The sequence below is a fragment of the Nocardia sp. NPDC050435 genome (genome assembly GCF_040655395.1).
GTDB lineage: Bacteria > Actinomycetota > Actinomycetes > Mycobacteriales > Mycobacteriaceae > Nocardia.
The window spans coordinates 1-18,613 of record NZ_JBFAJW010000012.1 but is presented as its reverse complement, the minus strand read 5'-3'; the positions used below and the strand labels follow the sequence as shown (position 1 = coordinate 18,613).

17 protein-coding genes are annotated in these 18,613 nt (G+C 68.9%); 11 read left to right on the top strand and 6 right to left on the bottom strand.

Annotated elements, in window-relative coordinates; translation table 11 throughout:
- Positions 1-4 precede the first annotated feature (4 nt).
- The 3 genes from AB0I43_RS31660 to AB0I43_RS31650 all read right to left on the bottom strand — a co-directional run bounded on the left by AB0I43_RS31660 (position 5) and on the right by AB0I43_RS31650 (position 4,139).
- On the bottom strand, positions 5-1,390 hold the full coding sequence (locus AB0I43_RS31660) for a lipase family protein (RefSeq protein WP_356976242.1): 1,386 nt from the start codon (positions 1,388-1,390) through the stop codon (positions 5-7).
- A gap of 246 nt (positions 1,391-1,636) precedes the next feature.
- Complete coding sequence (locus tag AB0I43_RS31655) at positions 1,637-2,812, bottom strand: lipase family protein (protein ID WP_356976618.1); 1,176 nt, start codon at positions 2,810-2,812, stop codon at positions 1,637-1,639.
- Between the two features lie 208 nt (positions 2,813-3,020).
- Positions 3,021-4,139 (bottom strand): lipase family protein, encoded by a 1,119-nt coding sequence (locus tag AB0I43_RS31650; protein ID WP_356976240.1) that lies wholly within the window; start codon positions 4,137-4,139, stop codon positions 3,021-3,023.
- 106 nt (positions 4,140-4,245) lie between these two features.
- Here AB0I43_RS31650 and AB0I43_RS31645 point away from each other — a divergent pair, with 106 nt between their 5' ends.
- A complete protein-coding gene (locus AB0I43_RS31645; RefSeq protein ID WP_357433141.1) occupies positions 4,246-4,719 on the top strand; it encodes a DUF2599 domain-containing protein in 474 nt (157 codons plus the stop codon).
- 401 nt (positions 4,720-5,120) lie between these two features.
- Positions 5,121-5,426, top strand: coding sequence for a hypothetical protein (locus AB0I43_RS31640; protein ID WP_356976236.1), 306 nt, complete (start codon positions 5,121-5,123; stop codon positions 5,424-5,426).
- 1,167 nt (positions 5,427-6,593) lie between these two features.
- Here the strand turns inward: AB0I43_RS31640 and AB0I43_RS31635 are convergent.
- Positions 6,594-7,481, bottom strand: a complete 888-nt coding sequence (locus tag AB0I43_RS31635; RefSeq protein ID WP_356976234.1) for a helix-turn-helix transcriptional regulator — start codon at positions 7,479-7,481, stop codon at positions 6,594-6,596.
- An 89-nt stretch (positions 7,482-7,570) separates the two neighbouring features.
- Positions 7,571-7,795, bottom strand: coding sequence for a DUF397 domain-containing protein (locus tag AB0I43_RS31630; RefSeq protein ID WP_356976233.1), 225 nt, complete (start codon positions 7,793-7,795; stop codon positions 7,571-7,573).
- 321 nt (positions 7,796-8,116) lie between these two features.
- Here AB0I43_RS31630 and AB0I43_RS31625 point away from each other — a divergent pair, with 321 nt between their 5' ends.
- From AB0I43_RS31625 to AB0I43_RS31605, 5 genes are all read left to right on the top strand, one after another.
- Positions 8,117-8,914 (top strand): SAM-dependent methyltransferase, encoded by a 798-nt coding sequence (locus AB0I43_RS31625; RefSeq protein ID WP_356976231.1) that lies wholly within the window; start codon positions 8,117-8,119, stop codon positions 8,912-8,914.
- Positions 8,915-9,135: 221 nt separating this feature from the next.
- A complete protein-coding gene (locus AB0I43_RS31620) occupies positions 9,136-9,363 on the top strand; it encodes a hypothetical protein (protein ID WP_356976229.1) in 228 nt (75 codons plus the stop codon).
- Between the two features lie 190 nt (positions 9,364-9,553).
- A complete protein-coding gene (locus tag AB0I43_RS31615; protein WP_356976228.1) occupies positions 9,554-10,813 on the top strand; it encodes a helix-turn-helix domain-containing protein in 1,260 nt (419 codons plus the stop codon).
- A gap of 97 nt (positions 10,814-10,910) precedes the next feature.
- Positions 10,911-11,345 carry a CBS domain-containing protein gene (locus AB0I43_RS31610; protein ID WP_356976226.1) on the top strand — a complete coding sequence of 145 codons (435 nt, stop codon included), beginning with the start codon at positions 10,911-10,913 and terminating at the stop codon, positions 11,343-11,345.
- Between the two features lie 54 nt (positions 11,346-11,399).
- A complete protein-coding gene (locus tag AB0I43_RS31605) occupies positions 11,400-12,446 on the top strand; it encodes an NADP-dependent oxidoreductase (RefSeq protein ID WP_356976225.1) in 1,047 nt (348 codons plus the stop codon).
- Here the strand turns inward: AB0I43_RS31605 and AB0I43_RS31600 are convergent.
- Entirely contained in the window at positions 12,440-12,871 is a 432-nt protein-coding gene (locus AB0I43_RS31600) for a pyridoxamine 5'-phosphate oxidase family protein (protein ID WP_356976223.1), read from the bottom strand. The two genes, AB0I43_RS31605 and AB0I43_RS31600, sit on opposite strands and share 7 nt — an antisense overlap.
- Before the next feature lie 108 nt (positions 12,872-12,979).
- On the opposite strand from AB0I43_RS31600, the gene AB0I43_RS31595 reads away from it, so the two are divergent.
- From AB0I43_RS31595 to AB0I43_RS31580, 4 genes are read left to right on the top strand one after another with little or no spacing between them, the layout of a single operon-like run.
- A complete protein-coding gene (locus AB0I43_RS31595; RefSeq protein ID WP_356976221.1) occupies positions 12,980-14,230 on the top strand; it encodes an aminotransferase class V-fold PLP-dependent enzyme in 1,251 nt (416 codons plus the stop codon).
- Positions 14,227-15,492, top strand: a complete 1,266-nt coding sequence (locus AB0I43_RS31590; RefSeq protein WP_356976219.1) for a heavy-metal-associated domain-containing protein — start codon at positions 14,227-14,229, stop codon at positions 15,490-15,492. The genes AB0I43_RS31595 and AB0I43_RS31590 overlap by 4 nt, the downstream gene beginning before the upstream one ends.
- Entirely contained in the window at positions 15,489-16,970 is a 1,482-nt protein-coding gene (locus AB0I43_RS31585) for a decarboxylase (RefSeq protein ID WP_356976217.1), read from the top strand. Before AB0I43_RS31590 ends, AB0I43_RS31585 begins: the two co-directional genes overlap by 4 nt.
- Complete coding sequence (locus AB0I43_RS31580) at positions 16,970-18,292, top strand: pyridoxal-phosphate dependent enzyme (protein ID WP_356976215.1); 1,323 nt, start codon at positions 16,970-16,972, stop codon at positions 18,290-18,292. The genes AB0I43_RS31585 and AB0I43_RS31580 overlap by 1 nt, the downstream gene beginning before the upstream one ends.
- Positions 18,293-18,613 lie beyond the last annotated feature (321 nt).

Below are 18,613 nucleotides of genomic sequence, written 5' to 3'. Positions count from 1 at the left end.
GCACTCAGCACTCGCTGGTGGGCGCCACTCCGCGCAGGCGCTCGTCCAGCCAGCCCAGCGCCTCGGGGTAACCGAGCGCGGCGCCGATGATGTGCTCACCGAAAACGCTGCGATACACCGCCGGCACGCCGAGGGCGCACTGCTCGTGATACAGATTGCGAGCGCCTTCCGCGGGGATCCAGAACTCCTGCTCGCCGTTGTAGATGTAGAGCGGCACAGCGGATTTCATGTCCTCCATGCGCGTCACCCGATAGATCTCGGCGGCGAACGCGGAGTTCAGCGGGTCCGGGAAGTTCGCGGCGATGTCGATGGGGAGCATGAAGATGCCGACGGCGCCGAAGACGCTGCCGCAGGTGTCCTTCAGCGGCGACGTCGAGACCCACTGGGCGAAATTGTTCATCCGGCCCAGGATTTCGGGACGCTCGCGGGCCACGCCGAAGGTGGCGCCCATGAACACCGCCGAGGCCAGGTTCGCGTTCATGCTGCGCGCGAGGATCTCGTAATCGGCCGGCACGCCGCCCAGCGCCGCGCCGACCACCACACCGGTCAGCTCGGGCGCGTAGGGCGTCAGCAGTTTCACCGCGCCGTGGGTGGCGATGGCCCCGCCGGAATAGCCGAGCATGGCGAACTTGCTGGCGCCGTAGTCGGCCGGCAACTGCGCGCGCACCGCGCGGATGGCGTCGAGTACCGCGTGCCCGGCGACATAGGGTTCGGCATAGGCCATCCACGGGCCCTGATGATCCGGGATCAGCGCGGCGTAGCCGCGCAGCAGCGCCAATTGCGTAGTGGGCGGCAGATAGTCGGTCACGCTGATCTCCGCGGCCAGCCCGTGCGCCAGGCTGTAGCCCGGCGTGCAGTCCCGGCCCAGCCCGTCGATCGGCAGATTGTTCACCGCCACCGGACGATCGCCCGGCCCGGTCCACTCCCCGTGCGGGATCACCAGGGTCGCGGTGGCGAACGAGGGCCGCCCGTGCGCGTCGGTGGTGCGGTACTTCAGCAGCAGCGCCTGCCGGAACGGCACCAGCACCAGCACCCCGGCGGTCGCGGTGACATCGCGCACCTCGATGATCTCCCCCGGCGCGTAATCGTCCAGATTCGCCGGCCACGCGTCGAATATCGCGTCCCCGACATTGCTCGGCAATGTGGCCTGCCACAGCGCCGCCAGACCCGGTGCGCCCCCGGCGGATTCGACCAGCTCCGGCGCGTTCGGATGCGGCACCGGATCGATCGGCGGCGGCGGAATCACCTGATCGATCCACTGCTGGATGCCCGGCAACAGGCCGCCGGAGAGATCGGGCACCGGCGGCAGCGGCGGCTGCGCGGTGGCCGGAGCGGCGAAGAGCGGGCACAAAAGCAGCGCGGTGACCAGCAATAGGCGCGAAGATCTCATGACACAAGCCCCTGGGTGCGACGACGATGTCTCCTGCACCCCGCCGCGCCTTCGGATCTGTGTGCTGTCAGTCCCCCGAAATGCCCTGCGGAACCGGGCACAGGAAACTCAGGCTAGCCGCAACCGAAAGACCGGATGCCCGTTTGCGCCCCACTTGACGACGTCATGACGCCGAATCGCAACAATGGCACGCGAATCCCACTCGTGACGAGCGGGATGCGCGTGCCATCGAAGGCGTAGCGCGACTCAGCAGTTACTCGGTGCGGGCTCCCCGCGGAAGCGCGCGTCCAGCCAGCCCAGCGCCTGCGGAATCCCGAGTACCGCGGCCGTCAGATGATCCGGGACCGGAATCTGCTCGGCCTGCACCCGGACCCCGCCGGCGCACCACCGTTTGTCAGTGTTCACAATCGCGTCGACCGGAACCAGGCCGTCGATCGGAGAATGCCACTCGAACACCGGTGTCTGCGGAATTCCGTGGTAGAGCTCGAGACTGTTCTCCTCGACCACCGCGCGGGCGTCGGCGTCGTTGATCATCGACGTGGTCTTGGCGAAGTCCATGGCGCCGCGCCCGGCGCCGGTGGCGATGATGTCGTTGGTGCAGCTGTTGGCGATCGCCGCGCGCGCCGCCAAGCCCCGATCGTTGAGCTGATCGCTGAGCGGGAAACGCTCCGGGTACTCCCGCTCCAGCCCCAGCCCGGCGGCCAGCGCGAGACCGAACACCGGATGCGACCCGAGCCCGAGACCCTCCATCATCTTCACCAGGTTCATCGGCACGCCGCCCATCGCCGCACCGGCGATCTCCAGCTCCGGCGCGTACTCCGGCTGCAGCGCCGCAGCCCAGGCCGTGGCCATCCCGCCGCCCGAGTAGCCGATCATCGTGGTCGGGCTGTCCTGCACGCGCAACTCCTGCACCCGCTTCACCGCGCGGATGCCGTCCAGGGTGATCTGGCCGCCGAGTTTGGCCGCGCCGTAGGCGAACTGCGGGCCCAGGTGATCGGGTAGCGCGACCGTCCAGCCGCGCTGCAACATCACGTTCCACCCCGGCGCCTCGCGCACCATCAGGTTCGGGTCCTTGGTGTAGAGCACCCGGGAGACCGAGCATTCCGAGCCCAGCCCGTTGATGATGTGCTGGAACGACAGCAGCGGCCCGTTGGGCTGGTGCGAGCGCGGCGTCAGCACCGTGGTGGTGGCCGCGATCGGATCGCCCTCGGAGTTGGTGGACCGGAACCGCACCAGCGTGACGGTCGTGTCCGGGAAAATCGCCAGCGGTGGCATCGCGCGGATGCCCAGCACCTCGCCGGGTTCCGAGTCCGCCAGGCCGGGCGGTTGAGCATAGAACGGGTCCGGATCCGGTTCGGGGTAGAGGGGCGCACTGTGCGCACCGCCGGTCGCGGCGAGCACCATGACAAACCCCAGCACCATCGCGCCCACCACCCGCGACAGTCCCCTCTTGTCCGAACGTAGGGCAACACCCATCGACGTAAGCCTCTCCCTGGTCCAACGTTCGTGATCATCTTCAATCAAATCCGCGGTCGAGCGTGAGTACCCGCCGCGAATATGTTGGCAATTCACAAGTTTGATCTATACGACCTGTGCCGGTGGACCATCCGCCTTAGGCTCGGCGTTTCGCTCAGTCGCGGGCGAGCACCCGGCCCAGGAATGCCAGAGCATCGGGGAAGGCCTGGCGCGCGGCGTCCAGGTGATTACCCGGGTAGACACCGACCTCGAGATCCGCGCCGGCCGCGGTCAATTCGGCGACGAGCTTGGCGCTCAGCGGCGCGGGCACCTCCGTGTCCGCCACACCCTGCCCGACGAACAGCGGCACGGTGTGCCCGGCCACCGGAATGCGCAGCATCGACGAGACCGCCGCGAGCAGTGCGGGATCCAGCAGCGGCCGGCTCAGCATGTCGCCGATCGCCACGTCGCGCACCCGCTCGTCGGCCTCGGTCACACAGGTGGTCTCCACGACCTCGAGCACCGCGCGCCCCGCCGGGGTCAGGTAGCTGTCGACATCGAGTTCCGGTGCGCTGGCCCGTAACCCGGCGGCGATCATGGCGAAGTAGGCCGTCGTCATGCGCAGCGGCAGTCGCGGCACCCACGGGCCCAGCAGCGGCGCGAGCAGTTCCAGGTTCGAGGGCGGGCCGGTGGCCGCGGCGCCGCGCAGCCGCAACTCCGGCGCGTACGCCGCGGCGAGGTGCGCCGTGAACAACGCGGTCTGCCCGCCCTGCGACTGCCCGAGGACGGCCCAGCGATCGCTCAGCTCCGGCGCCACCGCGCGGGCCGCGCGCACCCCGTCGATCACACTGCGCGCCTGCGAGGGGCCATCCAGGTAGGGATGGGTGCCGGGCGTGCCGAGTCCGACATAGTCGGAGATCACCACCGCGTAGCCCGCCCGCAGCAGCGCCGGATACACCTCGTCGAGGTAGTAGGCGCGCGGTTGCAGGGTGAACGCGCACTGATCGGCGATGCCGACGCTGCCGTGCGCGTACGCCACGATCGGCCAGCCCCCGGGCGGCGGTGGCCCGGGCGGCAGATACACCATCTCGGTGCTCTGCATCGGGCCGCGTGGCCCGCGCGACCAATAGGTGAGGCGGCGCGCGGAGTCCGCGTCGGCCAGGCGCACCTGCTCCGGCGCCGACGCCACCTCCGTCACCACGCCCGCCTCCGGAGCGCTCGCGCCCGCCGGGGGCGCGGCCCCGAGTGCGATCACGACCCCCGCCACCCCCGCCATGATCTGAGTCCTTCGCACCGCCTGACTATTGCCAGGCCGGAGCGCCGGGGCAAGACACCACAATCGGTGGGGCCGCCGCTGGCTAGGCTCGAGAGTCGATCGTCCCGATAGAAAGGCCCCTACCGTGCCGAATCACCCGTGGCCGCGGCTCGCGGCGCTGGCGTGCGCCCTCACGCTGGCGGGTTGCGGCTCGGACGCCGCGCCGCCCGCGGCCGCGCCGTCGACCGTCGCGCCGCCGACTACCACACGTGCTGCCGTCGCCGCGACCCCTACTGTCGATCCGTATGCGGGCGTCCCGCTGATCGAGGACGTCGAGTGGACCACGGCCGTCGACGGCGCGCGCCTGCTGGTCTATCCGACCAGCGCGGGCCGCCGCACGAGCTATCCGGGTTCGGACGATCGTGCCTGGCAGGAGGTGGTGGACGCGGCTCCCGACGCGAATTCACCGGGAATGCGCGATCAATTCATCTGCCATTGGGTGTGGGCGCGGCTGGTACAGCCGGACAAGCCGAGCTGGAATCTCGAACCGTGGCGGCCGGCGGTCGGCTATCAAGCCACGGTCGACGCCTCCTGCAATCCGGGCGGACCCGAGCGTTGAAATAGCTTGGAATTAGCCAGCTATTCGGCCGTCGAGCACCCTGGACGCACTCCCGCGACCCCCTTCCCGAGGTCGGCCGCTATGCTCCAGAAATCCGGCTCCGACCGGCCGAATCGCACCCCGTTCGACCCAACCGCGGGCCCCCTTGTCACGAATTCACAATGCGGTCACGAGGGGATCAACCAAACCACCCGGTCGGGACGGTGCCGATACCCGCCGGAATCGTGAAAAACGCTCAGTGCGAATGCAATCGATAGTGCAGATGTACTTGCATCTGAAAGGCCAGCCGCCCTAAACTCAACCCGCAGGGCTTTACAGGGGACAACCAGGGGAGGCCGCGTGAGCGAGCCGATGGTCATGTTGCCAAAGGTTTGCTGCCGCCAGACCAGAGGGGCGTTCAGATGAACCAACCACACTACGGCGGCCGGCTCGGCTTCGCCGATGCCGCATTGGCCGACCAGCCAGCGAACGGTACAACCATGAGTACATCGTCGGCCCGTAGCGGCCACCGAAAAGCAGCGCACTCGCGCGACACCGCAGTCGCGTTCGTCATCCATGCCGTCGAGTCCACCGGCGCCGCCACCAGAAACGATTTCGACATCGATCGGATCGTCTCGACCGCGCACGCCATGGCCGACGACTGGGATATGAACCTCCTGCAGCCGTCGACGTTCTGGCGCATCGCGTCCAGCTGCATCAAGCAGTAGGCGCCGCAGCCGATTCCGCTGCGCCGCAATACCTATCGGGTTCGGTCACGCCCACCGGCGCCACCGCGACACCCGAGAGATCAGTTCGCCGCCGATACCGTGTCGCCCTACCGGAGCGCCACGTCGGCCGGCTTCAGCATTCCGTGCGACGCGGCCCGCTCCGGCGGGCACCACGGCCGGATTCTGTTCGGACCTCAGCATTCCGTGCGACGCCGCCCGCTCCGGCGGGCACCCAGCCCGGTTCTGTTCGGACCTCAGCACTCTGTGCGAACCGGCCGCGCCAGCGGGCACCGCAGCCCGGTTCTGTTCGAGCTCCAGCATTCCGGGCGACGCGACCCGCGCCGGCGCGCATCGCAGCTCGGTTCTGTTCGAACTTCAGTATTCCGTGCGACGCCACCCACTCCGGCTGGCACCAAGCCCGGGCCTGTCGAACCTCAGCATTCCGTCGAACCGGCCCGCCCATGGCGCGCCACGGCCGGATTCTGTTCGAACGCCAGCATTCCGGCGACCCCGCCCGCTCGGGTGGGCACCCACGGCCGGGTTCTGGGTTCTGTTCGAACGTCACGATCTCGTGCGACGCCGCCCCGCACCGGTGGGCACCACGGCCGAATTCTGTTCGAACCTCAGCATTCCGTGCGACGCGACCCGCTCCGGCGGGCACCCAGTCTGATCTGTTCGGACCTCAGCACTTTGTGCGACCCGGCAGGCACCGCAGCCGAGTTCTGTTCGAACGCCAACACTCCGTGCGAACCCACCCGCTCCGGCGGGGCACCCAACCCGGTTCTGTTCGAACTCCAGCACCCCGTGCGACCCGGCCCGCTCAGGCGGGCACCGCAGCCCGGTTCTGTTCGAACTCCAGCACTCCGTGCGACCCGGCCCGCTCAGGCGGGCACCAAGCCCGGATCTGTCGAACCTCAGCATTCCGTCGAACCGGCCCTCTCATGCGCGCACCACGGCCAGTTCTGTTCGAATAACGGATGATTCACCCGCGGGCACGACCATGGCCGCGTGGCGTCGCGGCAAGTGTCCGCGAATCCACTCGTCGCCGAGGCGAATTCACTCCCGCGTCTTACCCCCTACGACGAAGAATGCGGGCGACCGATTCGGTCGCCCGCACTCTTGCGTTTGTACGGTTGCGCGGATCTCACGGAGGTTACAGCGCGCCTCTCACAACTTCGCCGCGTACTCGGTGATCAGCTCGATGGACTTGTCCGGCGGCAGCGACTGCACGCTGAGCCTGTCCATGACGGTCAGATACATCTCGAGATCCTGCCGGCGATCCAGATACAGAGCGCTGGTGAGGTGTTCGAGATACACGATGTCCGGCAGTTCGCGCTCGGAGAAGCGCAGAATGCTGAACGAGCTGCCCGCCGCGGCGTGTTCGCCGGCGGCGTACGGCAGCACCTGCACGGTGACATTCGGCAACGCGGCGAGCTTGCACAGATGCCGCATCTGATCCCGGTGCACGCCGGGGCCGCCGACCGGCCGGTGCAGCGCGGCCTCGTCGATCACGGCCCACAGCACCGGCGGGTCCACGCGGTACAGCAACTCCTGGCGATGCTGCCGCACGGCGACGCGACGATCGGTGTCGGCGTCGTCGCTGCCGAGCGACAGCACGGCCCGCGCGTAATCGGGTGTCTGCAACAGCCCGGGCACCAGATGCGCTTCGTAGGTACGGATCTTGCTCGCGGCCTGCTCCAAGCCGAGATAGGTGCCGAACCAGGACGGCAGCAGGTCGGAGTAGCGATGCCACCAGCCGGGTTCGTTGGCCCGCCTGGCCAGATCCAGGAACCGCTCGCGTTCGTCGGGATCGGTGATCCCGTAGAGCGTCAGCAGGTCACGGATGTCGCGTTCTTTGAAGCCGGTGCGGCCCAACTCGAGACGGCTGATCTTGGCGTGCGATCCACGGATCGCGTCGCCTGCGGCCTCTCGGGTGATGTTGCAACTCTCCCGGAGTTTTCGTAACTGTCCGCCGAGCGCGATCCGAAGCACAGTCGGACCACGTTCCGCGACAACCGATTGCACGCGACCGTCGTCATCGGGTTCTGCGATCATGGAGTTCGTCTCCGATACTCGAGGTTGCCCACCAGTGTGTCACAAACGCGCCGTCTAGAGACACACCGCACCGACCGCAATGTTACCGCTCAGCAAGTCAGATCGTCGAATTCTCCCGCCTTTGCGCCGCGGACGAACGCGTCGATCTCCGGACGGGTGTAGAAGATCAACGCACCCTCGGGGTCGCGCGAGTTGCGCATCGCCACCAGGCCGCCGGAAGCCTGCGCCAATTCGACGCAGTTACCGCCGCTGGGACCGCTGAACGAGCTCTTACGCCAAGCGCTCTCGATCTTGTGTGTGGTGGTGTCGGACATTTCCCCACTCCTCGGTTCCGCAGTGTAGAGATCCTTCGAGGCCGGTTTTGCATCTGCACTCTCAAATGTTCTTGCATTTGCACCGACATTCGAACGGTAGCACGAAGTTCACCATGGCGCACAAGGATTTTCATACCTACTGGTCGGCTTTTTCGGTGCCATTCCCGACACGCCCGAAAAATGCGTGTTCAGCTCGGCCATCCGCCCCGCTTCGGGATGGCGAATCTTGTAGTGTCACAGTGCACATCGGATACACCAGCCATTCGCGACAGCCGTTCGCGGCGCGCCGCGGGACACCGCTCGCCGAGGAGTACAACCGCCATGCCTGATGACCACGCCCCACTGATCCGGACCGATATCCCGCATTCGGCCCGTATCTGGAACTACTGGATGGGGGGCAAGGACTACTACGAAATCGACCGGGTCGCCGGCGACGCGGGCCTCGAGGTGGACCCGGACATCAGCACCATGGCCGTGCAGTCCCGGCAGTTCCTGATCCGGGCCGTGAAGTTCCTCGCGAACGAGCAGGGCATCACGCAGTTCCTCGACATCGGCACCGGCCTGCCGACCATGCAGAACACCCACGAGGTGGCCCAAAGCGTCACGCCCACAGCGAAAATCGTCTACGTCGACAACGACCCGCTGGTGCTCACGCACGCCCGCGCGCTACTGACCAGCACCACCGCCGAGGGCGTCACCACCTACATCGACGCCGACTACCACTACCCCGACCGGATCATCGCCGACGCCAAGAACGTGCTCAATTTCGAGGAGCCGATCGGCGTCATGTTCATGGGCGTGCTCGGCCACGCGCGCACCTACGAGGACGCGCGCCGCATCGTGGATACGGTGCTCGCCGCGGTGCCCTCGGGCAGCTACCTGGTCTTCTGGGACGGCACCGACGACAGCAAGGCCTACGTCGCGCTGTGCGAGAACTACGCGGGAACCGGTGGCACGCCCTACATTCCGCGCCCGCAGCATCAGCTCGAAGCGGTGTTCGAAGGGCTGGAAATGGTCGAGCCCGGTTTCGTCTCGATCACCCAGTGGCGCGCCGACGCCACCGAGGTCGGTGAGATCCGCCCGATTTCCGCGTACGGCGGAGTCGCTCGCAAGCCTTAGAAACATTCTCCCCGAGACAGTTCCGACCAACTGGTCGGAACTGTCTTTTGTTATGCGGCAGTAAATGTTCAGCGGCGGCTGTCGAGCGTGCAAATGTACTTGCATCTGCAAGGCGCAGACGCATAAACTCGAATGCAGTTAACCGGGGAGGTACGCAGGGAGTTCGAGCCGGCGTTGCCACACAGATTCGCCTCCCCATCGCACACGCGAGGGCGGTCGACATGAACCAGGCATTCCGAACTCCCCACCGAGTTGCCACCGCGAGCGCCGCCGGTCGCCAAACCCGGCATCCCGGAGCCGATTTCGGCAGCGAGTGCGGCAACGAGCCCGGCAGTCTCACCTACCGGCGCGCCCGCGAAATCCTCTACACCCACGAGGTGCACGGCCCGCAATGCCGCCAGTGGCTCGCCGCCGCGGCCTATCTGTCCGCCGGCCTGGACGACGAATAACCACCAAATCGCTTGGTGCCCTTGACAACAAATCACCCGGGCTCTACCAGGGCGAACCACGTCCCACCCAGTGGATACCCGCACTGTGGATCTTGCTGAAGCTTCCCCGCGTTCATAACTTTTTCGTATAGTGATGCAACGATTCGGACGCGGTTCTATTACGTCCGATGTGGCATCGGAAGCGACACCTATGACCTTCTCCGCGTTGGACCTGACCACCGAACTACCCGCTGTGGCACTGGAGATCGGCGGCAGACCAGCCTCGGTCCCCTTGCAGAACACCGACCGGGTGGCATCGCGAATGGTCGGCTACTTCGCCACCTGTATGGCGCCGTGCCGCACCCTGCCGGGCGAGCAACTGCGCGGCGACGTCACCAAATTGACTCGCAGCGTGCTCGAACTGGCCGCCGAGATGTTCGATCGCCGGGCCGTCCCCGACGACGAACGCCTCTCCGAGGTGCGCGAGGCGGCTACTCAATGGGCCAGGGAGGCAGTACCCCTGGGCACCATCCTGCGCGCCTACCACGAGGGCATTCGAATCGCCCTCGGCCTGGTCACCGCCCAGGCCAAGGCCGACGACGTCGACGAACTCCTCGTCGCCAGCGACCTCATGCTCGAACTGCTCGAGGCCATCACGGTCGCGGTCTCCGACGCCTACGTCGACGAACAGCACTTGGTCGCGCGCGAACATCAGACCGCCGCACAGACTCTCGCCTCGGCCCTGCTCAGCGGGCGCGGCAGCTCGGCACTGGCGCGCCAGGCCGGCATGCCGGTGGCCGAGTCCTATCACGTGGTGGCCCTGTCGATTCCGCAGCATCCGGACGAACGCGACCCGCGGGTCGCCGCCGAGGTGGCGGCCCGCCGCAAACTACGCCGACTGCAGTCCGCACTGGCCACCGCCTTCGACTCCCGGGCGCTGGCCCTGCTGTCCACCAAGGGCGGCACCCTGCTCATTCCCAGCGGCGCGGACGGGCTCGACCTCACCGCCGAGACGCTGGACGAACTCGCCACCGCCGCCGAGGTTCCGCTCACCGCCACGCTGGTCACCTCCGACACCGATCAGATTCCCGAAGCCGCCGACCAGGCGCACGAACTGCTCAACCTGGTCCGGGTCGGCGGCCGCGCGGCCGGGCTCTATCACATGTCCGACCTCGCGGTGGAGTACCAGCTGACCCGCGGCGGCCCGGCCACCCGGCGCATCGCCACCATCCTGGATCCGCTCGACGCGCACCCCGAACTGTTCGACACGATGCGCGCCTATCTCGGCAACGACATGAACCGCCAGCTCACCGCGCGTCAGCTCTACGTGCATCCGAACACCGTCGACTACCGGCTGCGGCGCATCGCGCAGCTCACCTCGATCGATCTCGCGACCTCGGCCGGCATCTCGCAGGCCTCGATCGCGCTGCTGGCCCGCGACCTCGATCGAACGGTCGCACGGCGGCTTTAAGTTTCCGCGCGAATCTGTTGTGCACTCGATGCGCCGAAGTCCGGGTCCGCGGCGGCGGGACGCGAGATCCTGAAGTCCCGGCCATCTGGAGGTAATGATGCGCATAGCGGAGATCTTGCGGCGCAAGGGCCACGACGTTTCGACCGTCACACCGGACACCACCGTCCGCACGCTGCTGGGCGTGCTGGCGCAGCACAATATCGGGGCCGTGGTGGTCTCCCCCGACAACGCCGCGATCGCGGGCATCGTGTCCGAGCGCGATGTGGTGCGCCGGTTGCACGAGTTCGGCGACCCGGTGCTCGACAGTCCGGTCTCGGCGATCATGACCTCCGAGGTGCGCACCTGCACGCCGGCCGACCCGGTCGACGGACTGCGCAAAACCATGACCGAGCACCGGATCCGGCACTTGCCGGTGGTGCAGGACGGCCGGCTGGTCGGCATCGTCAGCATCGGCGACGTGGTCAAGAGTGCGATCTCCGAACTCGCCACCGAACGCCAGCGGCTGACCGAGTACATCCAGGGTCGTTACTAGCCCGGCCCGCGTCGCTGGACCGAAACCCCTGGTAGCGCCCCTAAAGTGGGGCGCATGCAGGCAATCGCGTTCGACGGGTTCGGCGGGCCGGAGGTACTGCGGATCCGGGAGGTGCCGATTCCCGAACCGACCGGTGCCGAGGTGCGGGTCGCGGTGCGCGCCGCCGCGGTCAACCCGTCGGATTGGAAGATCCGGTGCGGCGCGCTGTCCTTCGGGGACGACTGCTTCCCGCAGTTTCCCGGCTGGGAGATCGCGGGCGTGGTCGACGCGCTCGGCCCCGAGGCGCACGGCCTCGCGATCGGCGACCCCGTGTTCGGCTGGACGCGCGCGGGCGGCTACGCCGAATACGCGCTGAGCCGCTCGCTGGCCCGCAAACCCGAGGAGCTGAGCTGGACCGCGGCTGCCGCGCTGCCGATCGCGGTGAACACCGCCGTCAAAGCGCTGGACCTGCTCGAGTTGCAGCGCGGGGAGACTCTGCTGATCAACGGCGCGTCGGGCGCTGTCGGCTCGATGGCGGCACAGCTGGCGGTGGCCGCGGGCGTCACCGTGGTCGGCACCGCCGCCGCGGGCAACCAGGAGCTGGTGCGCTCGTTCGGCGCGGCGGCGACCACGTACGGCCCCGGGCTCGCGGACCGGGTCTGGGCGCTGGCTCCGCGCGGCGTCGACGCCGTGCTCGATGTCGCGCAGCACGGCGGACTCGGCGCGGCGATCGCGTTGCGGGGCGGCGCCGACCGCATCGTCGCGCTCGCCGACTTCTCCGCCGCGCAACTCGGGGTGACCTCGGCGGCGCCGCACGGCATCGACGCGGTTTTCGACGCCGTGCAACGCGGCAAGGCCGCGACCGGCCCCGGCCGGCTCGGAGCGCGCCCGCCCGCCGTGGTCGACTTCTCCGCCGCCTGGCTGGGCGTCACCGATGTGTGCGGGCTGACCGGACCGGGCGTGGTCCGGCTCGCCGGGCAGGTCGCGGAACTGGTGTGCCGCGGGGTCCTCCGGCTGCCCGGCCCGGCCCGGAGCTTCCCGCTGGCCCAGGCCGCGCGGGCGCACCACGAGATGGAGCACGGGCACGGCCCGGGCAAGGTCGTGCTCGTGCTCGATCAGTAGTTCTCGTCGCCGCCGAGATCGGCGGAGAGCCAGTGCTCGGGGCGCATGTGCACGGTGGACATCGCGCCGAAGGCCTCGGCCGCCTTCAGATAGCCCTCGACCTTGTCGGCCGGCAGATACCGCGCGGCCACTTCGCGATGCTCGTCGTCGCTGGATTCGGTGATGCGCAGGATCGGGCCCTCCACCGTCACGTAGCGCACGGTCGGCTGCACCCGCTGCACCATCAGGCTGAAGCGGCCGGCCGCGCGCAGCGCCGTCAGCTTCTGCGACTCCGCGCCGGTGACCAGCCAGAGATCGCCGCCGGGACGGTACTGATACCAGATCGGCACGGTGAGCGGGCCACGCCCGGCCGCACCGGTCACCGCGAGCGCGCCGATATGCGGCTCGGCGAGAAACTGCTGTCGTTCTTCGGAGTTCAGCGGCATGGCACCACGGTAGTACGAAAAACGTTGTCCACGAGAAACCTTCGAACACGTGTCGGGAAGTGCGTATCGTGGATTGCGTCCACGCGCATCCTGTGAAGGGAGCGTTCGTTGCCCCCATCAGCGCCCGCAAGAGCGCCCCATATTCCGGAATCCGTCCGCGAGCTGTTCCCCGCGCTGGCCGAGTCCAGCGAGGTCTACCTCGACAGCGCGGCGACCACGCAGAAGCCGCGCCCGGTGATCGAGACGATCGAGCGCTACCACGCCTCCCGCACCGCCAATGCCGGCCGCGGCACCTACCCGTGGGCGACCGGCCTGAGCACCCGGCTGGCGCGGGTGCGCGACCGCGCCGCCGCGTTCATCGGCGCGCAGCACAGCGACGAGGTGGTCTTCACCGGTGGCGCCACCGCGGCGCTCAACGCCGTCGCGCTGTCGTGGGGGCTGGCCGAGCTCGCCGACGGCGATCAGATCCTCTACAACCCGGTCGACCACGCCTCCAATGTCTATCCCTGGCACCATCTGCGGCAGCTGCTGGCCCGGTTCGGCCGCCGCATCGAGCTGGTCGAATACCGGAGCACCGCGACCGGTGAGGCCGACACGGCCGACATCCTGGCCAAGCTCACCCCGCGCACCCGGCTCGTCACCACCAGTCACCTGCACCATGTCTACGGCGGCCTGACGACGCTGGAGGAGCTGCGCGGCCGGCTCGATCCCCGGGTGCTGCTCTGCTTCGACTGCAGCCAGAGCGGTGGTCACCTGCCGCTGGACGTCACCGAACTCGGCGCGGATTTCGCCGTTTTCGCCGCGCACAAGATGCTCGGCGCGCCCGGTACCGGAATCCTCTACTGCCACCGCCGGATTCATGATCAGCTGCTGCCGTTCCTGCCCGGCGGCAACTCCGGGGTCCAGCTCACCGAGGCCGGCCTGACTCGCACGGGCATGCCGGAGCTGATGGAGGGCGGCACCCAGAACATCCCCGGCATCCTCGCGCTCGGCAGCGCGCTGGAGGTGCTGGAGTCCTTCGACATGGCCGCCGTGGCCGCGCACAACCGCGAGCTGACCCTGCGCCTGATCGAGGGGCTGCGCCGGGTGCCCGGCTGCGAGTTCCTGCCCGGGCCGGCCTACGCGCCGTGCGCGGTCGGCTACGGCATCGTCTCGTTCACCCTGGCCGGGATCACCGCCGCCGACCTGGGTTTCGTGCTCGGCGAGCTCGGCTTCCTGGTGCGCACCGGCCTGCACTGCACGACCGCCTCCGGCGCCGACGCCGATTCGGTGCGGGTCAGCACGCAGGTCTACACCACCTTCGACGAGATCGACCGGTTCACCGCATGCGTCGAGACGATTGCCGAGGAGGTTTCGTGACCATCGATATGCCACGCTATGACCGGCGGGCCGCGTCCCGGGTGCTGGCCACACTGGCCCAGCCCGGATTGTTCGACACTCCGCTGCGGGTGCCCGAGCGGCTGCGCGTCGAGTACACCGCCGTGGCATTGCACACCGAGCCCAACAGCCACCTCACCTACTCCCAGCGGCTGTATCTGGAGCGGTTCATGCGCCCGTGCCGCCCCTATCAGGTCACCAGCGCCACGCACCGGATCACCTGGACCGACAGCGCCGGCGTGCCCGGCACCGGCCACTACCGCGCCGATGGCCTGGGCCCGATCGTGCCGATCCTGGCCCGTGAGGCGGCGCTGGTGCTCTGGCACGCGGTCGCCGCGAATACCGCGCTGGCCGACCGCATCGCCGCGCTCGGCCCGCGCGAGCACGCGGTACTCAACGGCACCACCACCGATCACGAGCCGCTGGAGATCTTCCGGGTCGGCATCGAGGCGACCGGTCGCGCACTGGCCCAGCACGCGCTGCTGGCCCGGCAGACGCCGTATCGCACCGCGTCCGAATTCGCGCACGGCATGCACGATTCCGGCGTCTTCGCCGCCGTGGCGACCCGCTGGTACTGGGAGCTGCAGGCCTCGACCTACCGGCGCGGCATGATCCCGGTGACGCTGGCCGCCCAGCCCGACGGCACCGTGCGCTACACCGCCGAGACGGTGGCGACGCTGCGCGCGATGAAGGACGCCACCATCGACGACGCGCACCAGGTGATGCGGCGCGCGACGACCGCCGAGGGGCTCAGCACCGCCGAGGCGATCGCCAAATACCACGAGGACCTCGATCAGATCTCACGCCAGTACGCGCTGCTGCCCGCGGGCACCCGGCCCGCCTGCCTGGCGGCGATGCCGCATCAGCTCGACGGCGCGCACTACAGCCTGCTGCCGCTGGTGGTGGATCAGTTCGTCGCGGTCTTCACCCAGCTCGCCGCGCGCTGCGAACTCGCCGAGGTCCCGGGCGATCTCGACCCGCTCACCGCCGACGCCGCGGCCACGGCGGCCGATCAGGTCTTCTATGTGCCGGACATGACCTGCAAGCATTGCGTCCGCACCATCACCGGCGTGCTGGAGAACATGGGCATCAAGGTCGCCGAGGTCGATCTGCTCAGCAAGCGCGTGGTGGCCGAGTTCCGGAGCCCGCGCAATCGCGCGCGGGCCTTCGAGGCGATCCGCGACGGCGGCTACAACCCGGTGGCCGACAAGCCCGCCGAGCAGCCGACGGAATCCGCGGTATGACCCCTGCGCCCGCCCTGCCGGCCGAGATCCACCCACTGGTGCGTTCCTTTCTCGACAGCCGTGCCGCCGTCGCGGACACCCTCGCCCGGTTCGGCACGCCGGTGCACCTGGTGTTCCCGCAGGTCTACGCCGAGAACCTGGAGCGCCTGCGCACGGTGCTGGACGAGCACGTGCCCCGGCACCGGATCTGCTACGCGCACAAGGTGAACGACTCGCGCGCCTTCGTCCGCACCGCCGAGCGCGCCGGTGTGTCGATCGACGTGGCCTCGCCGCGGGAGCTCGCGAGCGCGCTCGCCGCCGGCTTCGGCGCCCGGCGCGTCGAGGCGACCGGCCCCAAGGACGAGGCGTTCCTGCGCGAGCTCCTCGCCTGCGGCGCTACCGTCAATGTGGACAACCTCTGGGAGCTGGGCCGGATCGCGGAGCTGGCCGGTGCGCGCGCGCCGGTCCCGGTGCTGCTGCGGGTCTCGGGGTTTCCCGGCGCTCCGGTGAGCCGGTTCGGGGTGCCGCTGGCACACGTGGACCGCGCGTTCGCCCTGCTGCGCGCGCATCGTGACCGAATCTCACTGCTGGGCTTCGCCTTTCACATCGATTCCGGCGAGACGGCCGAACGCGTGCGGGCGGTCGAAGCGTGCCTGGACCTGATCGAGCAGGCCTACGGCCAGGGCCTGAGCCCGACGGTGCTCGATCTCGGCGGCGGATTGCGGCAGGTGTTCACCGCCGACGCGGCCGCCTTCGACGGCTATGTGCACGCGCTGCGGGAGTCGCTGCTGGGGCGCGGCGAGCCGATGAGCTGGTCCAGCAACACCTTCGGCTACCACCTCGAGGGCGGCGCGGTGCACGGCACGCCGGTGTTCCACAAGTACGCGAATACCGTTGCGGCACAGCATATGCTGGCCGATGTCCTGACCGCCCCGCTGGAGCGGCACGGCGGGCGCACGGTGGCGCGGATCGCCGCGGACAATCTGCTCGACCTGTGGATCGAACCCGGCAAGGCACTCGTCGATCACGCCGGGGTGACGATGGCGCGGGTGGTCTTCGTCAAGGAACTGGCCGACGGCACCGTGCTGGTCAACCTGGATCTGAGCCGGGATTCGGTGACGCCGGCCGATCAGGAGGTCATGGTCGATCCGATCGTGCTGCCCGGGCACGGTCACCGCTCCCCCGCACCCGGATCAGGCTCTGCCGGAGTGTATTTCGCGGGCCGCCTGTGCCTGGAACGCGACATGATCACCAACCACAAGGTGTGGCTGCCCGAGTACCCGCAACCCGGTGATCCGGTGATCTTCCCGAACACCGCCGCCTACCACTCCGATCTGTCGGCCGCCCGGGCCTCGATGCACCCGCTGCCCGCCAAACTGGCGGTCGAGTCGCACGGGGGCGATTTCCAGATCTGCCGCGACGTCGACTACGCGCCCCGCCCGGACGTGCCGTCACACGCTCCGCACGTCGCCGCCCGACGGTCCACCGGTGCGCCGTAATGCGCTACGACCACATCACCGAGTTGATCGGTAACACCCCGCTGCTGCGCCTGGATCCGGCCGTGCACGGCCTGGCCGGTGTCGAGCTGTACGCGAAATTGGAGTCGCACAACCCCTTCGGCTCGGTCAAGGACCGGGTGGCCTGGGCGATGATCCGCGACGAACTCGGCCGCCTGGAAGCCGGCGGGCAACGCCTGATCGAGGCGTCCAGCGGCAATACCGCCAAGGCGCTGCGCGTGCTCGGCGCGCTGCACGGCGTCGGCCTGCGCGCGGTGACCAACCGGATCAAGGTGACCGAGGTCCGCGAGCTGCTGCACCTGCTCGGCACCGAGATCGTGGAGCTGCCGGGGCTGTCGGAATGCCCGGATCCGACCACGCCCAACGACGTCTACTCGGTGATCGAGGCGACCATGGCCGCCGAACCGGGCGTCTATCACCACCCCTCGCAGTACACCAACGAGAAGAACGTGGAGGCGCACTGCCAGGGCACCGGCCGCGAGATCCACGAGGACCTGGCCGCGGACGGCATCGCCCGCGTCGACTATCTCATCGGCGGCCTCGGCACCACCGGCTCCAGCCGCGGCGCCGCCACCTACCTGCGCAAGCACAATCCCGAATTGCGCACCGTCGCCGTCGTTTCCGAGCGCTCGGACTTCATCCCCGGCATCCGCTCGGAGACCGAGATGTGGGATGTCGGCCTGTTCCAGCCCGATTTCTACGACCACATCGTCACGATCGAGGCGGGCCGTGCGGTGGACGCGACGCTGCGTCTGGCCACCGGCCACGGCGTGCTGGCGGGCCCGACCAGCGGTGCGGCCTACGCCGCGGCCCTGGACACCCTGGGCGCGCTGGACCTCGCGGGGCGCACCGAGCCGCTGGTCGCGGTCGTCATCGTCTGCGACCGGCTCGAGCCCTATCTGTCCTACCTCAAGAAGCGCCGCCCGCATCTGTTCGGGCGCACCGATCGCCGGCCGCCCGCTACCGCCGCGGAGCTGGCCGCGGTGCCGGGCCTGACGCCCGCGGAGCTGGCCGACCTCGACGCTGCCGGGCGGCCGGTCATCGTCGACACCCGCGGCGCCATGGCCTACCGGATCGGACATGTACCAGGGGCGTTGAACATTCGCGACGATCAACTCGACGACATGCTCGCCCAGGGCATTCCGTTCCCGCGCTCCCGGCCGGTGATCTTCGTCTGCCCGGTCGGCGAGATATCGCGGCGCTTCGCCGCGCTCGCCCGCCGCGACGGCTACGACGCGGCGACACTGACGGGCGGCGTCACGGCCTGGCGCGACGCCGGACTGCCCCTGGAAAACGGTGCGTGAGCAGGATTTTCACGGCCGTTTCGCGCGTGTCCGGGGCGCGATGCGCGGACACTGGGAGGATCGAGTCCCCCGAAGCCAGGGGGCTTCGGGGGACTGCACAACCCGCCTGGCGCGAGAGGGTGATCCGGCATGTTTCGGTCCAAGCGCACAGCGGCAACGGCGGCAACCACTTTCGGCGCGATGGCGGCCGCGCTCGTCATGACAGCGCCCTCGGCGCCGGCCTAGGTGTACTGACCCGAGAGGTTAGGAACGCGGCTGGCTGGTGGGTGACCGCCCAGTGCGGTGTGGCCGCGGTGGTGATTGTAGGTGTGTAGCCAAGCG